Annotated in this window: 19 protein-coding genes; 15 read left to right on the forward strand and 4 right to left on the reverse strand. The window is 61.1% G+C overall.

Features of this window, described 5'->3' with window-relative positions:
- Window positions 1–31 precede the first annotated feature (31 nt).
- Complete coding sequence (gene fadE / locus SSARUM2_RS03975) at window positions 32–2488, reverse strand: acyl-CoA dehydrogenase FadE (RefSeq protein ID WP_041033478.1); 2457 nt, start codon at window positions 2486–2488, stop codon at window positions 32–34.
- Between the two features lie 246 nt (window positions 2489–2734).
- Here fadE and lpcA point away from each other — a divergent pair, with 246 nt between their 5' ends.
- Window positions 2735–3316, forward strand: coding sequence for a D-sedoheptulose 7-phosphate isomerase (lpcA, locus tag SSARUM2_RS03980; RefSeq protein WP_004930220.1), 582 nt, complete (start codon window positions 2735–2737; stop codon window positions 3314–3316).
- A gap of 97 nt (window positions 3317–3413) precedes the next feature.
- Window positions 3414–4217 carry a class II glutamine amidotransferase gene (locus SSARUM2_RS03985; protein ID WP_025301665.1) on the forward strand — a complete coding sequence of 268 codons (804 nt, stop codon included), beginning with the start codon at window positions 3414–3416 and terminating at the stop codon, window positions 4215–4217.
- Here SSARUM2_RS03985 and dpaA read toward each other — a convergent pair.
- Entirely contained in the window at window positions 4152–4922 is a 771-nt protein-coding gene (gene dpaA / locus SSARUM2_RS03990; RefSeq protein ID WP_033637205.1) for a peptidoglycan meso-diaminopimelic acid protein amidase, read from the reverse strand. The two genes, SSARUM2_RS03985 and dpaA, sit on opposite strands and share 66 nt — an antisense overlap.
- 552 nt (window positions 4923–5474) lie before the next feature.
- On the opposite strand from dpaA, the gene SSARUM2_RS03995 reads away from it, so the two are divergent.
- From SSARUM2_RS03995 to nqrM, 8 genes are read left to right on the forward strand one after another with little or no spacing between them, the layout of a single operon-like run.
- Entirely contained in the window at window positions 5475–6824 is a 1350-nt protein-coding gene (locus SSARUM2_RS03995; protein ID WP_060427848.1) for a Na(+)-translocating NADH-quinone reductase subunit A, read from the forward strand.
- A 3-nt stretch (window positions 6825–6827) separates the two neighbouring features.
- Window positions 6828–8069: an NADH:ubiquinone reductase (Na(+)-transporting) subunit B gene (locus SSARUM2_RS04000; protein WP_033637208.1), complete on the forward strand. Its 1242-nt coding sequence runs from the start codon at window positions 6828–6830 to the stop codon at window positions 8067–8069.
- On the forward strand, window positions 8059–8853 hold the full coding sequence (locus SSARUM2_RS04005; protein ID WP_015376731.1) for a Na(+)-translocating NADH-quinone reductase subunit C: 795 nt from the start codon (window positions 8059–8061) through the stop codon (window positions 8851–8853). Before SSARUM2_RS04000 ends, SSARUM2_RS04005 begins: the two co-directional genes overlap by 11 nt.
- Entirely contained in the window at window positions 8846–9475 is a 630-nt protein-coding gene (locus tag SSARUM2_RS04010; RefSeq protein WP_033653338.1) for an NADH:ubiquinone reductase (Na(+)-transporting) subunit D, read from the forward strand. The genes SSARUM2_RS04005 and SSARUM2_RS04010 overlap by 8 nt, the downstream gene beginning before the upstream one ends.
- Window positions 9476–9481: 6 nt before the next feature.
- The gene (gene nqrE / locus SSARUM2_RS04015; RefSeq protein WP_015376732.1) at window positions 9482–10078 is read left to right on the forward strand and encodes an NADH:ubiquinone reductase (Na(+)-transporting) subunit E; all 597 of its coding nucleotides are present in this window, start codon (window positions 9482–9484) and stop codon (window positions 10076–10078) included.
- 15 nt (window positions 10079–10093) lie between these two features.
- Entirely contained in the window at window positions 10094–11317 is a 1224-nt protein-coding gene (nqrF, locus tag SSARUM2_RS04020) for an NADH:ubiquinone reductase (Na(+)-transporting) subunit F (RefSeq protein WP_039567058.1), read from the forward strand.
- Window positions 11318–12349 carry an FAD:protein FMN transferase gene (locus SSARUM2_RS04025; RefSeq protein ID WP_060452686.1) on the forward strand — a complete coding sequence of 344 codons (1032 nt, stop codon included), beginning with the start codon at window positions 11318–11320 and terminating at the stop codon, window positions 12347–12349.
- A gap of 7 nt (window positions 12350–12356) precedes the next feature.
- Window positions 12357–12584, forward strand: a complete 228-nt coding sequence (gene nqrM, locus SSARUM2_RS04030; protein WP_004930244.1) for a (Na+)-NQR maturation NqrM — start codon at window positions 12357–12359, stop codon at window positions 12582–12584.
- A 32-nt stretch (window positions 12585–12616) separates the two neighbouring features.
- Here nqrM and SSARUM2_RS04035 read toward each other — a convergent pair whose 3' ends face one another.
- Window positions 12617–13513 carry a glycerophosphodiester phosphodiesterase family protein gene (locus tag SSARUM2_RS04035; protein WP_041033490.1) on the reverse strand — a complete coding sequence of 299 codons (897 nt, stop codon included), beginning with the start codon at window positions 13511–13513 and terminating at the stop codon, window positions 12617–12619.
- 183 nt (window positions 13514–13696) lie between these two features.
- Here SSARUM2_RS04035 and dinB point away from each other — a divergent pair, with 183 nt between their 5' ends.
- Window positions 13697–14758 (forward strand): DNA polymerase IV, encoded by a 1062-nt coding sequence (gene dinB, locus SSARUM2_RS04040; RefSeq protein ID WP_033653334.1) that lies wholly within the window; start codon window positions 13697–13699, stop codon window positions 14756–14758.
- 42 nt (window positions 14759–14800) lie between these two features.
- Here the strand turns inward: dinB and pepD are convergent, their stop codons facing one another.
- On the reverse strand, window positions 14801–16261 hold the full coding sequence (gene pepD / locus SSARUM2_RS04045; protein ID WP_033649935.1) for a beta-Ala-His dipeptidase: 1461 nt from the start codon (window positions 16259–16261) through the stop codon (window positions 14801–14803).
- A gap of 339 nt (window positions 16262–16600) precedes the next feature.
- Here pepD and gpt point away from each other — a divergent pair, with 339 nt between their 5' ends.
- From gpt to proB, 4 genes are all read left to right on the forward strand, one after another.
- Window positions 16601–17059, forward strand: coding sequence for a xanthine phosphoribosyltransferase (gene gpt / locus SSARUM2_RS04050; protein ID WP_033637215.1), 459 nt, complete (start codon window positions 16601–16603; stop codon window positions 17057–17059).
- A gap of 141 nt (window positions 17060–17200) precedes the next feature.
- A complete protein-coding gene (gene frsA, locus SSARUM2_RS04055) occupies window positions 17201–18448 on the forward strand; it encodes an esterase FrsA (RefSeq protein ID WP_033653332.1) in 1248 nt (415 codons plus the stop codon).
- 60 nt (window positions 18449–18508) lie between these two features.
- Window positions 18509–18910 carry a sigma factor-binding protein Crl gene (gene crl, locus SSARUM2_RS04060; RefSeq protein ID WP_004930258.1) on the forward strand — a complete coding sequence of 134 codons (402 nt, stop codon included), beginning with the start codon at window positions 18509–18511 and terminating at the stop codon, window positions 18908–18910.
- Between the two features lie 116 nt (window positions 18911–19026).
- Window positions 19027–20130 (forward strand): glutamate 5-kinase, encoded by a 1104-nt coding sequence (gene proB, locus SSARUM2_RS04065; RefSeq protein ID WP_033637217.1) that lies wholly within the window; start codon window positions 19027–19029, stop codon window positions 20128–20130.
- The last annotated feature ends 2 nt before the right edge of the window (window positions 20131–20132 follow it).

Consider the following 20132-nt stretch of genomic DNA (forward strand, 5'->3'; position numbering starts at 1 on the left):
GCCCCTTGGATGCGTGGAGTGGGAATTGGCGTTAAGCCGCTTCGGTCTGCTGTTGGCGCTTAGACTGCGCCGCCGGCTTTTCCGGCTTGGCGGCCGCCAGCGCATCCGGCGCAAAGTCGTCCACGTTGATGGAGCGCAGACGGCTCTCTTCGGCTTTCACCAGGATTTTCGCTTCGTCGGCGCTGATCTTGCCTTCTTCCAGCGCGCGTTCCGCTAAACGATCCAGACGGGTGAACGGCAGGTTTTTGCCGGCCGCCTTGCACAGACGCTCGTGAATCGGCTCGGCGGCCATCACGTCGGCCAGCGCCGCTTCCAGCAGGCCGATTGGGTTATGCTCGCTCGGCGTCAGGTACTGACCGCGCCCCAGACGGCTGCGGGTGGCTGAAGGCACCTGCAGGATCTTGGCCAACTGGTGATCCAGACGGTCGGACGGTGCGGTATGCACGCGGCCAAACGGGAAGACCACGAAGCGCAGCGCGCCGGCGATAAAGCGGTTCGGGAAGTTGCGCAGCAGATCATCCAGCGCCTGTTCGGCTTTATGCAGGCTGTCTTGCACGCCCCAATGCACCAGCGGCAGATCTTCTTTCTGACGGCCTTCGTCGTCAAAGCGTTTCAGCACGGCGGAAGCCAAATACATCTGGCTGAGGATGTCCCCCAGGCGAGCGGAGATGCGCTCACGGCGCTTCAGGCTGCCGCCCAGCACGCCCATGGAAACGTCCGACAGCAACGCCAGGTTGGCGCTCAGGCGGTTCAACTGCTGATAGTAACGACGGGTCGCGTCCTTGGTCGGCGTGGCGCTGGTGCGGCCGTTGGTCAGGCCCAGCCAGAAGCTGCGTACCTTGTTGCTGCCGACGTGGCCCAGATGGCCGAACAGCGATTTATCGAAGGCGTTCAGATCGTTGCTCTGCGCCGCCGCCATTTCATCCAGCACATAAGGATGGCAGCGGATCGCGCCCTGGCCGAAGATCATCATGGTGCGGGTCAGGATGTTCGCGCCTTCCACCGTAATGGCGATCGGTGCGCCCTGATAGGCGCGAGCCAGGAAGTTGGATTCGCCCAGCATGATGCCTTTACCGCCGGCGATATCCATGGCGTCAACGATCGACTGCTGGCCGCGGTGCGTACAGTGGTATTTGACGATGGCCGACAGCACGGCCGGCTTCTCGCCCTGCACCAGCGCATAGGTGATCAGCGAAGCGGCGGCGTCCATCACATAGGTGTTGCCGGCGATGCGCGCCAACGGCTCTTCGATACCTTCCATCTTGCCGATGGAGATCTTGAACTGACGGCGAATGTGCGCGTAGGCACCGGTCGCCAGGGCGATGGATTTCAGGCTGCCGGTAGAGTTGGACGGCAGGGTGATGCCACGACCGACCGACAGACACTCAACCAGCATCCGCCAGCCCTGGCCGGCCATTTTCGGCCCGCCGATGATGTAATCGATCGGGACGAACACGTCGGTGCCGCGGGTCGGGCCGTTCTGGAACGGCACGTTCAGCGGGAAGTGGCGGTTGCCTATTTCCACGCCCGGCGTGCTGGTCGGGATCAGCGCACAGGTGATGCCCGGGGATACGTTGTCGCTCAGCAGGCGGTTCGGGTCATGCAGTTTGAACGCCAGGCCCAGTACGGTGGCGACCGGCGCCAGCGTGATGTAGCGCTTGTTCCAGGTCAGGCGCATGCCCAGCACCTGCTTGCCTTGCCAGTCGCCCATGCACACAGTGCCCACGTCCGGAATGGCGCCGGCATCGGAACCCGCTTCCGGGCTGGTCAGCGCGAAGCAAGGGATCTCGTCGCCGCGCGCCAGGCCCGGCAGATAGTGGTTTTTCTGTTCTTCGGTACCGTAGTGCTGCAGCAGTTCGCCCGGGCCGAGGGAGTTCGGCACGCCGACGGTGATCGCCAGGATGCCGGAAACGCCGGCCAGTTTTTGCAGCACCATCGCCTGAGCGTAAGGGGAGAATTCCAGACCGCCGTACTCTTTCTTGATGATCATCGCGAAGAAACGGTGTTCTTTCAGGTATGCCCAGAGTTCAGGCGGCAGATCGGCCAGTTCGTGGGTGATCTGGAAGTCGTTGGCCATGCGGCAGGCTTCTTCCACCGGGCCGTCGATAAACGCCTGCTCTTCTTCCGTCAGGCGCGGTTTCGGGTAGCTGTGCAGCTTGTTCCAGTCCGGCGCGCCGCGGAACAGATCGCCTTCCCACCAGGTGGTACCGGCGTCGATCGCTTCCTTCTCGGTGGTGGACATCGGCGGCATCACCTTGCGGAAGGCGCGCAGCGCCGGCGCGGAGAGCAGGGAACGGCGCACAGAGGAAAGGTTCAGCGGCAGCAGCACGATAGCCAGCGGCAGCAACAGCCAGAAGCTCCACAGGCCGATAGCGCCCATGGCGGCGGTGTACGCCACCAGGATCAGGCTGCTGAGGGTAAGGTTCACTCGGTGGTAGAACACCACGCCGAGGAGAGCCAGGAAAACGACGATACTAAGAACCATCATAAGAAGCTCCGAAGTAGTAAGAGGTCTGACCTGTTGTGTGTATGTAATAGGTTTTAGTACAAGGCAGAATTTTTATCAATGCGTTTACAGTTTAATTACAACTCAGGTCACAAACTGACAGCACCAATCATCAAAAACCTCTCCGCTTCCTTAACCGGCGCGCTGTTTGGCTGAGAATGCTTCTCGCTGTTTCCGCGATCCGGTACACTGCGGAGCGGAAGATTTGACGATAACAAGAGGTTCCTCATGTACCACGACCTTATTCGCAGTGAACTGAACGAAGCGGCTGATACCCTGGCGAAATTTATCAATGACGACGCCAACATCGACGCCATCCAACGCGCCGCGGTGCTGCTGGCGGATTCCTTCAAAGCCGGCGGTAAAGTGATTTCCTGCGGCAACGGCGGTTCCCATTGCGACGCGATGCACTTCGCCGAAGAGCTGACCGGCCGCTACCGTGAAAACCGCCCGGGCTACCCGGCGATTGCCATCTCGGACGTGAGCCACCTGTCCTGCGTCAGCAACGACTTCGGCTATGAGTACGTGTTCTCTCGCTATGTGGAAGCGGTAGGCCGCGAAGGCGACGTGCTGCTGGGCATTTCCACCTCCGGCAATTCCGGCAACATCATCAAGGCCATCGACGCGGCGCGCGCCAAGGGGATGAAAGTGATCACCCTGACCGGCAAGGACGGTGGCAAGATGGCGGGCTCCGCCGATGTGGAAATTCGCGTGCCGCACTTCGGCTACGCCGACCGCATTCAGGAAATCCACATTAAAGCGATTCACATCTTGATTCAGCTGATCGAAAAAGAGATGGTTAAGGCTTGATAGCCTGCGGGGAGCTGCGGCTCCCCATGAATAAGACGGCGGGCGCCGCATGCTGCGCCCGCACAGCCTGTGTCAGTGTGGTTAAGGAGTGCTGGCGATGTGTGAACTGCTCGGGATGAGCGCAAACGTACCGACCGATATCTGCTTCAGCTTTACCGGCCTGGTACAGCGCGGCGGCCGCACCGGGCCGCATAAGGATGGCTGGGGCATTACCTTCTATGAAGGGAACGGCTGCCGCACATTCAAGGATCCGCAGCCGAGCTTCAACTCGCCGATCGCCCGCCTGGTGCAGGACTATCCGATCAAGTCCTGCGCGGTGGTGTCCCATATTCGCCAGGCCAATCGCGGCGAGGTGGCGCTGGAAAACACCCACCCGTTCACCCGCGAACTGTGGGGCCGCAACTGGACCTACGCGCACAACGGCCAATTGAAAGGCTATCGTCAGCTGGATACCGGCACGTTTCGCCCGGTCGGCCAGACCGACAGCGAATACGCGTTCTGCTGGCTGCTGCATCAGCTGGCGCTGAAATACCCGCGCACCCCGAGCCAATGGCCGGCGGTTTTCCGCTATATCGGCCTGTTGGCGAACCAGCTGCGCAAGAAGGGGGTGTTCAACATGCTGTTGTCGGACGGGCGCTTCGTGATGGCCTATTGTTCCACCAACCTGTATTGGATCACGCGCCGCGCGCCGTTCGGCAAGGCGACGCTGCTCGATCAGGACGTGGAAATCGATTTTCAGCAGCAGACCACACCGAACGATGTGGTCACGGTGATCGCCACCCAACCGCTGACCGCCAACGAAACCTGGCACAAGATTGAGCCAGGCGAGTTCGCGTTATTTCACTTCGGTGAGCGGCTTGTTCTGAGCGAAGGGATTGGTGTTGGGCGTCGGGCTGGCTGACGCGTACTGCGTCATCATGCCGCCGCTGCTCATCAACGGTTGACCCAAGACGTACTGGCCATTGACCACGCCCATTGTCGGCGGCTGGTGGTTCTTCGCGAAGTAATCGTAGCCCGGCTTCAGCTGGCGCCAGAAGGCGATATAGCTGGATGACGCATGGCGCTTGAGGTTTTGCTCGGTCATGCGGAACGGGTAAATGCTGATGTTGACGCGGCTTTGGCCATAGGCGAAGGCGGCTTCGACGTAGCGATAGATCTCGTCCATATAGGTGTTGGTCATCGCGTAACAGCCAATCGATTTACATTCGCCGTGGATCATCAGATAAGCGCCGGAATAGCCCTGCGATTTATCGTAATCATTAGGGAAACCGATATTGATCGCCCGATAATACTTGCTGTCGGGTTTCAGATGGCGCGCGTCAACGCTATAAAAGCCTTCCGGACTTTTAAAGTCGCCTTCACGGCGTTTAGGACCCAGCCCGCCGGAGAAATTACAGATGGGGAACGTGTTGACCAGGCGGAATTCATTGCCCATTTTGGCATACAATTCCAGCTTGCGTTCCTCTTTGAAGATCTGAATATAGACCGGCGAACCCAATAATTGCTGTTTAACTACCGGCGCTTCGGGTACCTGCTCGCTGGCGCTGCAGGCCGTGATCATCGGCATAGAAACAAGCATCGCAAACAACAGCGCGATTTTGCTCATTATTATTCCTGCTTATATTTATTTGCCGGCGCAATGACGTTGGTCGGCATGCCACTGATATTGTTTTTACTGCTGCAAAACACCGCCAGATTACCAGCGCGTTTATTTTTAGCAATACGTGATATGTATAAAAAAACGACAAAGCTCGATAAAAGTGAAATGACCGGCAGATTTTAACGATAAGTAGTGAAAAACAGGCGAAATTTAATTGCGTTTGCTTGACCCAAGTCACGACGGAACGCAGAACAATGTTGCGAACAATGTTAATATTCCCCCTTCAATTTAACGCGCTGTGGCGATTGAAGCGGCAGGAGTTATGGCATATAACCCGGCCATTTTGATGGTTATTTGGCTACAGGCCGTTAACATATCGACCGTCGCGCTAACAACGGAAAGGGGGAATCAAGGGAATGCGCGTTACCCCAGTTTTTCACTGCGAGAAAGTTCATGTTGGGCGTGCCGCCATGCGCACTGCCCGGCAATCCTGGCATCGTCAGCACCCGCCTCTGGGGCCGGGCAGACGTGTAAACCAAACTACATCGTATAAATCCTATGATTAAGATCAGAAAAGGGTTAGATCTGCCGATAGCCGGAGCCCCGGTTCAGGCGATCCAAGACGGCCCGAACATTCAGCATGTTGCCCTGCTTGGGGAAGAGTATGTCGGAATGCGTCCCTCCATGCTGGTGCAGGAAGGCGATACCGTTAAGAAAGGCCAGGCGTTGTTCGAAGATAAGAAAAACCCCGGGGTTTTCTTCACGGCTCCCGCCAGCGGCCGCATCGCCGCGATTAACCGCGGCGAGCGGCGCGTATTGCAATCGGTGGTGATTGCGCTGGAAAACGGCGGCGATGACCAGCTCGAGTTTGCGCATTACCCGCTGGGTGAACTGGCCCAGTTGCCGCGCGAACAGGTCGAGAGCGAACTGATCGCCAGCGGCCTGTGGACCGCGCTGCGCACCCGTCCGTTCAGCAAAACGCCGAGCCCCGGCAGCGAACCGCGCGCCATTTTCGTCACCGCGATGGATACCCGGCCGTTGGCCGCCGATCCGCAGGTGATCATCGCCGAGCAGCAGGCGGCGTTCAACGCCGGGCTGGTGGTGTTGGCGCGCCTGACGGCCGGCAAGGTGCATGTATGCCACGCCGCCGGCGCCTCCGTTGGCCAGCAGAGCGGCCCGCAGATCGCCTACAGCGAATTTGCCGGCCCGCACCCCGCCGGGCTGGTGGGCACCCACATTCACTTCCTCGAACCGGTCAGCCTGAAGAAAACCGTTTGGCACATCGGCTATCAGGACGTCATCGCCATCGGCACGCTGTTCACCACCGGTCAGCTCGATACCCGCCGGGTCGTGGCGCTGGCCGGGCCGCAGGTGGCACAGCCGGCGCTGCTGCGCACCCGCCTGGGGGCCAGCCTCGAGGAGCTGACCGCCGGCCGCCTGAAAAACGGCGAGAACCGGGTGATCTCCGGTTCGGTGCTGAACGGCATGCACGCCACCGGGCCGAACGCCTGGCTCGGCCGCTTCCACTCGCAGGTGTCGGTGCTGGAAGAAGGGCGCGACAAAGAGCTGTTCGGTTGGATCGTGCCTTCGCCGAACAAGTTCTCCATTACCCGCACCACGCTGGGCCACTTCCTGAAGAACAAACTGTTCGCCTTCTCGACCACCACTAACGGCGGCGAACGCGCCATGGTGCCGATCGGCAACTACGAGCGGGTGATGCCGCTGGATATTTTGCCGACGCTGCTGCTGCGCGATCTGCTGGCGGGCGACAGCGACAGCGCGCAGGCGCTGGGCTGTCTGGAGCTGGACGAGGAAGATCTGGCGCTGTGCACCTTCGTTTGCCCCGGCAAGTATGAGTACGCGCCGGTGCTGCGCGAGGTGCTGACCAAGATTGAGCAGGAAGGATAACCGATGGGCCTGAAGAATTATTTTGAGAAGATAGAGCATCACTTCACGCCGGGCGGCAAACTGGAAAAGTGGTACCCGCTGTATGAAGCGACTACCACGGTGTTTTACACCCCCGGCACGGTGACGCGCGGCGCTTCGCACGTGCGCGACGCCATCGATTTGAAACGCATGATGATCCTGGTGTGGCTGGCGGTGTTCCCGGCGATGTTCTGGGGCATGTACAACGTCGGCCAACAGGCGATCCCGGCGCTGCACCATCTGTACAGCGGCGACGAGCTGCAACAGGTGCTGGCGGGCGACTGGCATTATCGCCTGGCGCAGTGGCTCGGCGCCTCGCTGGCGGCCGACGCCGGCTGGGTCAGCAAGATGGTGCTGGGCGCCTGTTACTTCCTGCCGATCTACGCCGTGGTGTTTGTCGTCGGCGGCTTCTGGGAAGTGCTGTTCGCCATTATCCGCAAGCATGAGGTCAACGAAGGCTTCTTCGTCACCTCTATCCTGTTCGCGCTGATCGTGCCGCCGACCCTGCCGCTGTGGCAGGCCGCGCTGGGTATCACCTTCGGCGTGGTGGTGGCCAAAGAGATCTTCGGCGGCACCGGGCGCAACTTCCTCAACCCGGCGTTGGCCGGCCGCGCCTTCCTGTTCTTCGCCTACCCGGCGCAGATCTCCGGCGATCTGGTGTGGACTTCCGCGGACGGTTTCTCCGGCGCGACGCCGCTGGCGCAGTGGAGCGCAGGCGGGGCGCACAGCCTGAGCAACGTGGCCACCGGCCAGTCCATCAGCTGGATGGACGCCTTCCTCGGCAACATTCCCGGCTCCGTCGGTGAAGTCTCCACGCTGATGATCCTGATCGGCGGAGCGATTATCCTGTTCGGCCGCGTGGCCTCCTGGCGCATCGTCGCCGGCGTGATGCTCGGCATGGTGGCTTCCGCCCTGTTGTTCAACGCCATCGGTTCCGATACCAACCCGATGTTCGCCATGCCGTGGTACTGGCATCTGGTGCTGGGCGGTTTCGCCTTCGGCATGATCTTTATGGCGACCGACCCGGTTTCCGCCTCCTTCACCAACAAGGGGAAATGGTGGTATGGCATTCTGATCGGCGTGATGTGCGTGCTGATCCGGGTGGTCAACCCCGCCTATCCGGAAGGCATGATGCTGGCGATCCTGTTCGCCAACCTGTTCGCACCGCTGTTCGATTATCTGGTGGTGCAGGCCAACATCAAGCGGAGAAAAGCCCGTGGCGAATGAAGCGAAAAACGACGGCATCGGTAAAACGCTGCTGGTAGTGCTGCTGCTGTGTCTGGTGTGTTCAGTGGTGGTGGCGGGCTCCGCCGTCGGCCTGAAGTCCAAACAGCAGGAGCAAAAGCTGCTCGACAAGCAGCGCAATATTCTCGACGTAGCCGGCCTGTTGCAGCCGAAAATGGAGAGCGAGCAGGTCAAGCGCCTGTACAGCGAGCGCATCGAACCGCGCCTGGTGGATCTCAACAGCGGCGAGTTTGTCGCCGGCAAGGCGGCGGCGTTCGATCTGGGCGCCGCGCTGCGCGACGACGCCAAAAGCGTGGCGCTGGCGGCGGGCGACGATCCGGCCGGTATCAAGCGCCGCAGCAACCAGGCGGAAATCTACCTGGTGCGCGACGAAAGCGGCCAGGTGAACAAGATTGTGCTGCCGGTATACGGCACCGGTCTGTGGTCGATGATGTACGCCTTCGTGGCGTTGGATAACGACGGCAACACGGTCAAGGGCATCACCTACTACGACCAGGGGGAAACCCCGGGGCTGGGCGGCGAGGTCGAGAACCCGTCCTGGCGCCAGCAGTGGGTCGGCAAACAGCTGTTCGACGACAACGGTCAGCCGGCGATCCGCGTGGTGAAAGGCGGCGCGCGTCAGGGGGATGTGCATGGGGTGGACGGCCTGTCCGGCGCCACGCTGACCTCCAACGGCGTGCAGCATACGTTTGATTTCTGGTTGGGCGAGCACGGCTTCGGCCCGTTCCTGAAAAAAGTTCGTGAAGGAGCGCTGAAAAATGGCTGATTCCAAAGAGATAAAGCGGGTCCTGCTGGGGCCGCTGTTCGACAATAACCCGATCGCCCTGCAGGTGTTGGGCGTCTGTTCTGCGTTGGCGGTGACCACCAAGCTGGAGACGGCGGTGGTGATGACCATTGCGGTGACGCTGGTCACGGCGTTCTCCAGCTTCTTCATCTCGCTGATCCGTCACCATATTCCCAACAGCGTGCGCATTATCGTGCAGATGGCGATCATCGCCTCGCTGGTGATCGTGGTCGATCAGCTGCTGCGCGCCTACGCGTTCGAGATCTCCAAGCAGCTGTCGGTGTTCGTTGGACTCATTATCACCAACTGTATCGTGATGGGGCGCGCCGAGGCCTATGCCATGAAGTCGCCGCCGATCGAGAGCTTTATGGACGGCATCGGCAACGGGCTGGGCTACGGGGTGATCCTGGTGCTGGTCGGTTTCCTGCGCGAGCTGATTGGCTCCGGCAAGCTGTTCGGCGTCCCGGTGCTGGAAACGGTGCAGAACGGCGGCTGGTTCCAGCCGAACGGCCTGTTCCTGCTGGCGCCGAGCGCGTTCTTCATCATCGGCCTGCTGATCTGGGTGCTGCGCACCCTGAAGCCGGCGCAGATCGAAAAGGAGTAAAGGCCGATGGAACACTATATCAGCCTGTTTGTGCGCGCGGTGTTCGTCGAGAACATGGCGCTGGCGTTCTTCCTCGGGATGTGTACCTTCCTGGCGGTCTCGAAGAAGGTCTCGACCGCCTTTGGCCTGGGCATCGCGGTGACCATCGTGCTCGGCATTTCGGTGCCGGTGAACAACCTGGTCTACAACCTGATCCTGCGCGACGGCGCGCTGGTGGAAGGCGTCGATCTGAGCTTCCTCAACTTCATCACCTTCATCGGCGTGATCGCGGCGCTGGTGCAGATTTTGGAGATGATCCTCGATCGCTTCTTCCCGTCGCTGTATAACGCGCTCGGCATCTTCCTGCCGCTCATCACCGTGAACTGCGCCATCTTCGGCGGCGTGTCCTTCATGGTGCAGCGCGACTACAACTTCGCCGAATCGGTGGTGTACGGCATCGGTTCCGGCACCGGCTGGATGCTGGCGATCGTCGCCATGGCGGGGATCCGCGAGAAACTCAAGTATGCCAACGTGCCGGCGGGGCTGCGCGGCCTGGGCATTACCTTTATCACCACCGGACTGATGGCGCTGGGCTTCATGTCCTTCTCCGGTGTTCAGTTGTAAAGGCGGGAAGAATTTATGGAAATTATTTTAGGCGTAGCAATGTTCACCACCATCGTGATGGTGCTGGTGTTGCTGATCCTGTTCGCCAAATCGAAGCTGGTGAACACCGGCGACATCGCGGTGGAGATCAACGGCGATCTGGATAAGAGCTTCCATGCGCCGGCGGGCGACAAGCTGCTCAACGTGCTCTCCAGCCAGGGGATCTTCGTCTCCTCGGCCTGCGGCGGCGGCGGTTCCTGCGGCCAGTGCCGGGTGGTGATCAAAGAGGGCGGCGGCGATATCCTGCCGACCGAGCTCTCGCACATCAACAAGCGCGAAGCGAAAGAGGGTTGCCGCCTGGCGTGCCAGGTGAACGTGAAGCAGAACCTGAAGATCGAGCTGCCGGAAGAGATCTTCGGCGTGAAGAAATGGGAGTGCGAGGTTATCTCCAACGATAACAAAGCCACCTTTATCAAAGAGCTGAAGCTGAAGATCCCCGATGGCGAAGACGTGCCGTTCCGCGCGGGCGGCTTCATCCAGATCGAAGCCCCGGCGCACGACATCAGCTACGCCGACTTCGACGTGCCGCAGGAGTATCGCGGCGACTGGGACAAGTTCAACCTGTTCCGCTACCGCTCGACGGTGAACGACACCACGGTGCGCGCCTACTCGATGGCCAACTACCCGGAAGAGAAGGGCATCATCATGCTCAACGTGCGTATCGCCACGCCGCCGCCGAACAACCCGGACGTGCCGCCGGGCATCATGTCTTCCTATATCTGGTCGCTGAAGCCGGGTGACAAGGTGACCATCTCCGGGCCGTTCGGCGAATTCTTCGCCAAGGAGACCGACGCCGAAATGATCTTCATCGGCGGCGGCGCGGGCATGGCGCCGATGCGTTCGCACATCTTCGATCAGCTTAAACGCCTGAACTCGAAGCGCAAGATCACCTTCTGGTACGGCGCGCGTTCGCTGCGCGAGATGTTCTATGAAGACGACTTCAACCAGCTGCAGGCGGAGAACGACAACTTCACCTGGCACGTGGCGCTGTCGGATCCGCAGCCGGAAGATAACTGGACCGGCTACACCGGCTTTATCCATAATGTTCTGCTGGAGAACTATCTGAGGAATCACCCGGCGCCGGAGGACTGCGAGTTTTACATGTGCGGGCCGCCGATGATGAACGCCGCGGTGATCAAGATGCTCAAAGATCTGGGCGTCGAAGACGAGAACATCATGCTGGATGACTTTGGTGGCTAAATGCGCGCATTGGCGATGAAGAACTGGCTGACGGGCGTGGCGCTGAGCGCCACCCTGCTGCTGACCGGCTGCGGGCCGGAACAGGTGGATCTGACGGGTAAAACCATGGGCACCTCGTATTCGATCCGTTACGTGGCCGGCGACGATACGCCGTCGGCGCGCGAGTTGCAGGGGGAGATCGACAAAAGGCTGGAACAGGTGAACGACCAGATGTCCACCTACCGGCCGGACTCCGAGCTGAGCCGCTTCAACGCCAGCCGCGATATTGACCGGCCGTTCCCGGTTTCGCCGGCGACCGCCAAGGTGGTGCGCGAAGCGCTGCGCATCAACCGCGTGACCGATGGCGCGCTGGACGTGACCGTCGGGCCGCTGGTCAACCTGTGGGGCTTCGGCCCGGAAGGGCGGCCGGATAAAGTGCCGAGCGAGACGGAGCTGGCGCACCGCCGCGCCTGGACCGGCGCCGAAAAACTGTCGGTGCAGGGCAGCGCGCTGGTGAAAAGCATCCCCGAGCTGTATGTCGACCTGTCGTCGATCGCCAAAGGGTACGGCGTGGACGTGGTGGCGGAGTATCTGCAATCGCAACACGTGAAAGACTACATGGTGGATATCGGCGGCGAAGTCCGCACCCGCGGGCGCAATGGCGAGCAAAAGCCGTGGCGCATCGCCATCGAGCGCCCGACCGCCGGTACGCAGCAGCAGGCGCAGCTGGTGATCCAGCCGGGTGAGATGTCGATCGCCACCTCGGGTGACTATCGCAACTACTTCGAGCAGGACGGGGTGCGCTATTCGCATACCATCGATCCGATCACCGGCCGGCCGATCAACCACCGTTTGGTGTCGATCACCGTGCTGAGCCCGGCCTGCATGACCGCCGACGGCCTGTCCACCGGCCTGAACGTGATGGGGCCGGAGCGCGGCATGGCGTTGGCCAATCTGCTCGGCATTCCGGTGTTCATGATCGTGAAAACCGCCGACGGGTTTGAGGAGCGCTATTCCGATGCGTTCAAACCCTACCTGAAAAAGCGTTCGTGAGGTTGCTATGTTGACGGTATTCGCCGCCACCTTCGTGTTGTTCCTGCTGATCGTCGGCGGGATGTCGTTGGGTTACGTGTTCAAACGCAAAAGCCTGCAGGGCAGCTGCGGCGGCATCACCGCATTGGGGATGGAGAAAGTCTGCGACTGCCCGGAGCCTTGCGATGCGCGCAAAAAGCGCGAAGCCAAAGCGGCACAGCGGCGCGAGCAGCTGGACAAGCACCGCATTCTGTAGCTGTAGCGAAAACCCGGCCTTGGCCGGGTTTTTTACTTCGCCTTGCGGAAGCTTTTTGCCTCGGCCGGTGAGTTGACCATCACGCCGTCGGCGCCCAGCGCCAGCGCCTGCTGATAATCCTGCGGCGAGTTGACGCCGAACAGGATGATGTGCGCCGGGCCCTGCGAGCGGAAACAGTCCATCGACTCTTTATCCCAGGTGAGAAATGCCTTCGAACGTCCTTCGCCGAGGGTATATTTCTCCACCACTTCCACCTCGCGCTTCAGCTCCAGCCCGTACCAGCGCGGCTGGCGGTTGTCCGGTTTGACATCGCACTGGTGCGCCATGGTGACGTTGGCCAGCAGCGTGCGGGTCTCGTCGCGGCTTTCGAAGCGCGGGATGGCCGGCGGCAGCGCCTGCAGGTATTTGGCGTCGGTGGAGTAGACGCGGATGCGGTTCAGGCTGTCGGTGCTTTCCAGCGTCGCCAGCAGCGCCCGGCCAAACTGCGCCGGATCGGCGTCCGGGGATTTGATGTCCAGATAGAAAGTCACGCGCGGAAAGGCCTTCAACACCTCATCCAGCCGCGGAATGCCGAGGCCCTGGCCGCGGAACGGGTGCGCATCCCCCTTGGCGAAAGCCCAGCCGGCGTCGATCTCGGCCAGCTGCGCGGCGGTATAGGCAGAGACCGGGCCCTGTCGATTGGTCAACGTTTTCAGATCCGAAGGGCGATACAGCACGATGACGCCGTCTTTGGATTCTTGCAGGGTGATCCAGATGGCGTCGGCGCCGTTTTTCAACGCGGTTTCGATGGCGATGCGGGTGTTTTCCGGCGCATCGGCGGTGCCGCCGCGGTGGGCGACGATCGCCGGCGCGTGACCGGCGGCGGCGCTGGCCGCCAGCGCGCTCAGCGACAGCGCGGAAGCCAGCAGCAAATGAGAAAATCTGATCATGTAGGGTACCTTTTCGTTGTTGTTGTGGTGAGCCGCACGGGATGGCGGAAATCATACTATTGAAAAATTAAGCTTTTTTAACAACGCGGAAATATCTGGCGGAAACGGCGCTTTCGTCGAACCCTGCGGCCTTGAGCTTTCGGTATCTGACTGTATACTTATACAGTGTTACTGGAGGGTGCGATGCGTAAAATCATTCATGTCGATATGGACTGTTTCTTCGCGGCGGTGGAAATGCGCGACGATCCCAGCCTGCGCGATATCCCGCTGGCGATTGGCGGCAGCGCCGATCGGCGCGGGGTGATCAGCACCGCCAACTATCCGGCGCGGCGCTACGGCGTGCACAGCGCCATGTCCACGGCGATGGCGCTCAAGCTGTGCCCGCACCTCACCCTGCTGCCGGGGCGCATAGCGGCTTACAAAGAGGCCTCGCTGCATATCCGTGAAATCTTCGCCCGCTATACCCCGCTGATCGAGCCGCTGTCGCTCGACGAGGCCTACCTCGACGTGACCGACAGCCCGCAATGCAACGGTTCGGCGACGCTGATCGCCCAGGAGATCCGCCAGGCGATCGCCGACGAGCTGAACCTCACCGCGTCGGCCGGCGTCGCGCCTATCAAGTTTCTCGCCAAAATCGCCTCCGAGATGAACAAGCCGAACGGGCAGTACGTGATCACGCCGGCGCAGGTGCCGGCGTTTTTGCAACAGCTGCCGCTCAGCAAGATCCCCGGCGTCGGCAAGGTGACCGCCAAGCGCCTGGAAGAGGTGGGGCTTATCACCTGCGCCGACGTGCAGCAATACGATTTGGCGCAGCTGCTCAAGCGCTTCGGCAAGTTCGGCCGGGTGCTGTGGGAGCGGTGTCAGGGCATCGATCGGCGCGAAATCTCTCCTGAGCGGCTGCGCAAATCGGTGGGGGTGGAGCGCACGCTGGCGGAAGACATTCACGACTGGGAAGATTGCGAAACGCTGATTATCGACAAACTCTATCCCGAGCTGGAGATGCGGCTGCGCAAGGTGAAGCCGGATCTGCACATCGCCCGGCAGGGCGTGAAGCTGAAGTTTCAGGATTTTCAGCAAACCACCCAGGAGCACGTGTTCCCGGTGCTGAACCGGCAGGATTTGCTGGAGGTGGCGCGGCAGGCGTGGCGCGAGCGGCGCGAAGGGCGCGGCGTGCGGCTGGTGGGGCTGCACGTGACGCTGCTCGATCCGCAGTTGGAGCGGCAGCTGGCGCTGCCTTGGGAATAAAAAAGCCGGCAAGTCGCCGGCTTTTTGCGTTAAGCGCGCGGCTTATGCGCGCTCAGGGATCGCTTTCAGCAGCGAGGTCAGCAGCTTCCAGTACAGACCGACGCTTTCGATATGCACTTGCTCATCCGGCGAGTGCGGGCCGGTGATGGTTGGCCCGATCGATACCATGTCCATGTTTGGATACGGTTTTTTGAACAGACCGCATTCCAGGCCGGCGTGGATCACCATGATGTTCGGCGTCTTGTCGAACAGCTCCTGATACAGCTCGCGCACCAGGTGCATCACCGGCGAGTCGGCGTCCGGCTGCCAGCCCGGGTAGCCGCCCTTCGGCGCCACCTTGGCGCCGGCCAGCTGGCCCAGCGCGGTCAGCATCTCGACCACGTAGTCTTTGCCGCTGTCGATAAGGGAACGGATCAGGCAGATGATTTCCGCTTCGTTTTCGCTGGTGGTGACCACGCCGACGTTCAGCGAGGTTTCCACCACGCCTTTTACCGCGTCGCTCATGCGGATCACGCCGTTCGGCGTACCGTTCAGCAGCGCCAGGAAGCGCTGCTGGCTGTCGGCGCTCAGCGCCTGCGAAGCGCTGGTGGTCGGCTCCAGCAGCACGGTGATGTTCTTCTCTTTGGCGGAGAGTTCGTTCTGCAGCACGGCCAGGAACTCCTGGCTCAGCGCTTTCAGCGCGTCGGCCTTGTCCGCCGGCACCGCAACCACCGCAGAGGCTTCACGCGGGATGGCGTTGCGCAGGGTGCCGCCGTTCAGATCCAGCACGCGCAGGTTCAGCGCCGCCGCATGGGCGAACAGGAAGCGCGCCAGCAGCTTGTTGGCGTTGCCCAGACCGACGTGGATCTCGGCGCCGGAGTGGCCGCCTTTCAGGCCCTTGAGGGTCAGCTTCAGGGTTTGATAACCGGCCGGCACCGCTTCGCGCTGCAGCGGCAGGGTAGTGATGAAGTCGATACCGCCGGCGCAACCCATGTAGATTTCGCCTTCTTCTTCGGAGTCGGTATTGATCAGGATATCCGCCTGCAGCCAGTTCGGCTGCAGCCCGAAGGCGCCGTCCATGCCGGCCTCTTCGGTCATGGTCAGCAGCACTTCCAGCGGGCCGTGCTCAACGCTGTCGTCGGCCAGCACCGCCAGGGCGGAGGCCATGCCGATGCCGTTGTCGGCGCCCAGCGTGGTGCCGCGCGCTTTCACCCACTCGCCGGCGATATAAGGCTGGATCGGATCCTTGGCAAAGTCGTGCACGGTGTCGTTATTCTTTTGCGGCACCATGTCCAGGTGCGCCTGCAGCGCGACCGGCTTGCGATTTTCCATGCCTTTGGTGGCCGGCTTGCGCAGCAGGATATTGCCGACCCGATCGCGCTCGGCGTGCAGGTTCTTTTCTTTGGCCCAGGTGAGGATGTGCTGCGCCAGCGCTTCTTCATGATAAGAAGGGTGCGGGATAGAACAGATCTTGGCGAAAATATCCCACAGCGGCTGTGGCGAAAGCTGAGACAATTCAGACACTATAAGTCTCCTGTGACGGCAGGCTCCGACAGGACGGGCGTGCCGCGCGGTTAAGGTGAGCGGGTATCTGTGCGTCGTGGCACGATCACCAGAGAATATCACTTTATTTCCGGCGGTGCGCGCACCGTATTGTGCGGTTTAAGCGCTTGATCACACGGCTTCGCTGCGGGAACGTTCGCTTTTTCAGCATCAATCACCGAAAAGCCGCGCGGCGGAAATCGCGAGGTTTTCCTCGGTACAACTGGAATTCAACGCGGCCAGTCTCTATAATCTCGCGCAACCTTTTTTCCCCTGAACTATAAAGTAAGCCGCTTCACCAGCCGGCTGGGACACGATTCTATGAGCGAAAAATACGTTGTTACCTGGGATATGCTGCAAATGCACGCACGCAAGCTGGCGCACCGCCTGCTGCCTGCCGACAAATGGACGGGCATCATTGCCGTAAGCCGCGGCGGCCTGGTGCCGGCGGCTCTGCTGGCGCGCGAACTGGGTATCCGTCATGTGGATACCGTCTGCATTTCCAGCTACGACCATGACAACCAACGCGAAATGAAAGTGCTCAAGCGCGCCGAAGGCGACGGTGAAGGCTTCATCGTGGTGGATGATTTGGTGGATACCGGCGGCACCGCGAAAGCGATCCGCGATATGTACCCGAAAGCGCATTTCGTCACCATCTTCGCCAAACCGGCGGGCCGTCCGCTGGTGGACGACTACGTGGTCGACATCCCGCAGGACACCTGGATCGAACAGCCGTGGGATATGGGCGTCAGCTTCGTTCCTCCTATCGGCGGCCGCTAAGCCCAGCCAGTTCCAAGCAAACGCCCGGTTATGCCGGGCGTTTGCGTTATTTTGGTTTATCCCGCCAGAGTTAGGTACACTACCTCCAGTTAAGTAGGCCTTTTGCGGCCTATCGCCAGATTTACGGAGGCTGTTGTTACCATGGCACAGGCCAACCTTTCTGAAATTCTTTTCAAGCCCAAATTCAAACACCCTGAAACCTCGACGCTGGTGCTGCGCGCGCGCAACAAAGTGAGCGCCGCCATGCATTCCGCATTGGAAGGCGACACCACCGGCAGCTGGTACCGCATGCTGAATCCGCTGCTGTGGGCCTGGCGTGGCGTCAGCCCGATCGAAATCCACGAAGTGCTGGCGCGCATCGCCGCCTCCGACGCCGAACGCAGCAATCCGCAGCGGCTGGATACCGTGGTGGGCTACCGCAACGGCAACTGGATCTACGAGTGGATCCATCAGGGCATGCAGTGGCAGCAGCGGGCGACGGAGCAGCAGGATCCGCTGCTCGGCGGCCAATACTGGCTGAAGGCCGCGAGCCTGTACAGCATCGCCGGTTACCCGCACCTGAAGGGCGACGAGCTGGCCGAACAGGCGGAGATGCTCGCCAACCGCGCGTACGAAGAGGCGGCGCTACTGCTGCCGTATCAGTTGAAAGAGCTGGAGTTCCGCATCGAAGGCGGCGCCAGCGTCACCGGCTTCCTGCACATGCCGGAGAAGGGCGAAGCGCCGTTCCCGACGGTGCTGATGTGCGGCAGCCTCGATACGCTGCAGACCGACTATCATCGCCTGTTCCGCGACTACCTGGCGCCGCACGGCATCGCCATGCTGACGCTCGACATGCCGTCGATCGGCTCCTCCTGCAAATGGAAGCTGACGCAGGATTCCAGCTACCTGCACCAGCAGGTGCTGATCCAGCTGGCCTCGGTGCCGTGGGTGGATCATCAGCGGGTGAGCGCCTTCGGCTTCCGCTTCGGCGCCAACGTGGCGGTGCGGTTGGCCTACCTGGAGCCGCAGCGGCTGCGCGGCGTAGCCTGCCTGGGGCCGGTGGTGCATCGCCTGCTGTGCGACAGCAGCACCCAACTGAACGTACCGGACATGTATATGGACGTGCTGGCCAGCCGCATGGGCATGGCCAACGCCTCCGACAACGTGCTGAAGGTGGAGCTGAACAGCTACTCGCTGAAAATGCAGGGGCTGCTGGGGCGCCGCTGCCCGACGCCGATGATCTCCGGCTACTGGGAGCGCGATACGCTCAGCCCGAAAGAGGAGTCGCAGCTGATCGTCACCTCCTCGGTGAGCGGCAAGCTGGTCGCCATCCCGCGCACCCCGGTTTATGACAGTTTCCACCGGGCGCTGCTGCAAATGTCCGGCTGGCTGAAGGACAAAATGCGTTAATTAGTTGCTAAATTTTAACAGTTTGTTAAAAAGAGAGGTCTACATTGAGGAGGTTAGAGAATGACGTTACCGAGTGGTCACCCTAAAAGCCGACTAATGAAACGTTTTGCCAGCTTGGGGCCGTACCTGCGTGAAGGGCAATGTGAAAACGACCGTTTTTTCTTTGATTGTTTGGCCGTCTGCGTCAATGTAAAGCCCGCTCCGGAGAAGCGCGAGTTCTGGGGCTGGTGGATGGAGCTGCAGGCGGAAGAGGCGCGCTTTACCTATTCGTACCAATTCGGCCTGTTCGACAAAGAAGGCGACTGGACGGCGCAAAACATTAAGGATGATGAAGTGAACGCCAAGCTGGAAGACACCCTGCGCGACTTCCATCGCCGCCTGGGCGAGCTGCTGGCGACCATGGAACTGGGGCTGGAACCCGCCGACGATTTCAAAGAAAAACTGATCAAACTCTCCGCCTGACCCCGTTTGACCACGTATTGTGCTGATTTCGCGTTGTGCCTGTTGGCATAACGCGTCTCTCCTGTTACAAAGACCTTTGCACTCTTCTTCTCATCATTACACACGGCAGAAATACTATGAACGGCAGCCAGACATTGGTTGTGAAATTGGGCACCAGCGTGTTGACCGGCGGATCGCTGCGTCTGAACCGCGCCCACATCGTCGAATTGGTGCGCCAGTGCGCGCAGCAACACGCCGCGGGCCACCGCATCGTCATTGTCACCTCCGGCGCCATCGCCGCCGGGCGCGAACACCTGGGCTACCCCGAGCTGCCCGCCACTATCGCTTCCAAGCAGCTGCTGGCAGCGGTGGGGCAGAGCCGGCTGATCCAGCTGTGGGAACAGCTGTTCTCCATTTACGGCATCCACGTCGGGCAGATGCTGCTGACGCGCGCCGATCTGGAAGACCGCGAGCGCTTCCTCAACGCGCGTGACACCATGACGGCGCTGCTGGACAACCGCATCGTGCCGGTAATCAATGAGAACGACGCCGTCGCCACCGCCGAAATCAAGGTGGGCGACAACGATAACCTGTCGGCGCTGGCGGCCATCCTGGCCGGGGCCGACAAACTGCTGCTGCTGACCGATCAGCAGGGCCTCTACACCGCCGATCCGCGCAACAACCCGCAGGCCGAACTGATCCGTGAAGTGCACGGCATCGATGACGCGCTGCGCGCCATCGCCGGCGACAGCGTCTCCGGCCTGGGCACAGGCGGCATGGGCACCAAGCTGCAGGCGGCCGACGTGGCCTGCCGCGCCGGCATCGACGTGGTGATCGCCGCGGGCAGCAAACCGGGCGTGGTGGCGGACGTGATCGAAGGCAAACCGGTGGGCACCCGTTTCCACGCGCTGGAAACCCCGCTGGAAAACCGCAAACGCTGGATCTTTGGCGCGCCGCCGGCCGGCGAGATCACCGTCGACGATGGCGCGGTGGAAGCGATGATGGCACGCGGCAGTTCGCTGCTGCCGAAGGGCATTCGCGATGTGAAGGGCGACTTCTCGCGCGGCGAAGTGATCCGCATCCGCAACCTGGCGGGGCGCGATCTGGCGCACGGCGTCAGCCGCTACAACAGCGACGCGATGCGCATGATCGCCGGGCACCACTCGCAGGAAATCAGCGAAATCCTCGGTTATGAATACGGTCCGGTGGCAGTGCACCGCGACGATATGATTGTCAGTTAAGG

Origin of the sequence: Serratia sp. K-E0102 (assembly GCF_029962625.1) — a bacterium.
GTDB classification, from domain to species: domain Bacteria; phylum Pseudomonadota; class Gammaproteobacteria; order Enterobacterales; family Enterobacteriaceae; genus Serratia; species Serratia sarumanii.

Bases quoted from the DNA above. Each gene is read 5' to 3' on its own strand.
- dinB (WP_033653334.1), top strand. From the start codon at position 13,697: ATGCGTAAAATCATTCATGTCGATATGGACTGTTTCTTCGCGGCGGTG.
- lpcA (WP_004930220.1), top strand. From the start codon at position 2,735: ATGTACCACGACCTTATTCGCAGTGAACTGAACGAAGCGGCTGATACC.
- SSARUM2_RS04035 (WP_041033490.1), bottom strand. From the start codon at position 13,513: ATGATCAGATTTTCTCATTTGCTGCTGGCTTCCGCGCTGTCGCTGAGC.
- gpt (WP_033637215.1), top strand. From the start codon at position 16,601: ATGAGCGAAAAATACGTTGTTACCTGGGATATGCTGCAAATGCACGCA.
- crl (WP_004930258.1), top strand. From the start codon at position 18,509: ATGACGTTACCGAGTGGTCACCCTAAAAGCCGACTAATGAAACGTTTT.
- nqrE (WP_015376732.1), top strand. From the start codon at position 9,482: ATGGAACACTATATCAGCCTGTTTGTGCGCGCGGTGTTCGTCGAGAAC.
- dpaA (WP_033637205.1), bottom strand. From the start codon at position 4,922: ATGAGCAAAATCGCGCTGTTGTTTGCGATGCTTGTTTCTATGCCGATG.
- SSARUM2_RS04000 (WP_033637208.1), top strand. From the start codon at position 6,828: ATGGGCCTGAAGAATTATTTTGAGAAGATAGAGCATCACTTCACGCCG.
- nqrM (WP_004930244.1), top strand. From the start codon at position 12,357: ATGTTGACGGTATTCGCCGCCACCTTCGTGTTGTTCCTGCTGATCGTC.
- SSARUM2_RS03985 (WP_025301665.1), top strand. From the start codon at position 3,414: ATGTGTGAACTGCTCGGGATGAGCGCAAACGTACCGACCGATATCTGC.
- SSARUM2_RS04010 (WP_033653338.1), top strand. From the start codon at position 8,846: ATGGCTGATTCCAAAGAGATAAAGCGGGTCCTGCTGGGGCCGCTGTTC.
- fadE (WP_041033478.1), bottom strand. From the start codon at position 2,488: ATGATGGTTCTTAGTATCGTCGTTTTCCTGGCTCTCCTCGGCGTGGTG.
- frsA (WP_033653332.1), top strand. From the start codon at position 17,201: ATGGCACAGGCCAACCTTTCTGAAATTCTTTTCAAGCCCAAATTCAAA.
- nqrF (WP_039567058.1), top strand. From the start codon at position 10,094: ATGGAAATTATTTTAGGCGTAGCAATGTTCACCACCATCGTGATGGTG.
- proB (WP_033637217.1), top strand. From the start codon at position 19,027: ATGAACGGCAGCCAGACATTGGTTGTGAAATTGGGCACCAGCGTGTTG.
- SSARUM2_RS03995 (WP_060427848.1), top strand. From the start codon at position 5,475: ATGATTAAGATCAGAAAAGGGTTAGATCTGCCGATAGCCGGAGCCCCG.
- SSARUM2_RS04025 (WP_060452686.1), top strand. From the start codon at position 11,318: ATGCGCGCATTGGCGATGAAGAACTGGCTGACGGGCGTGGCGCTGAGC.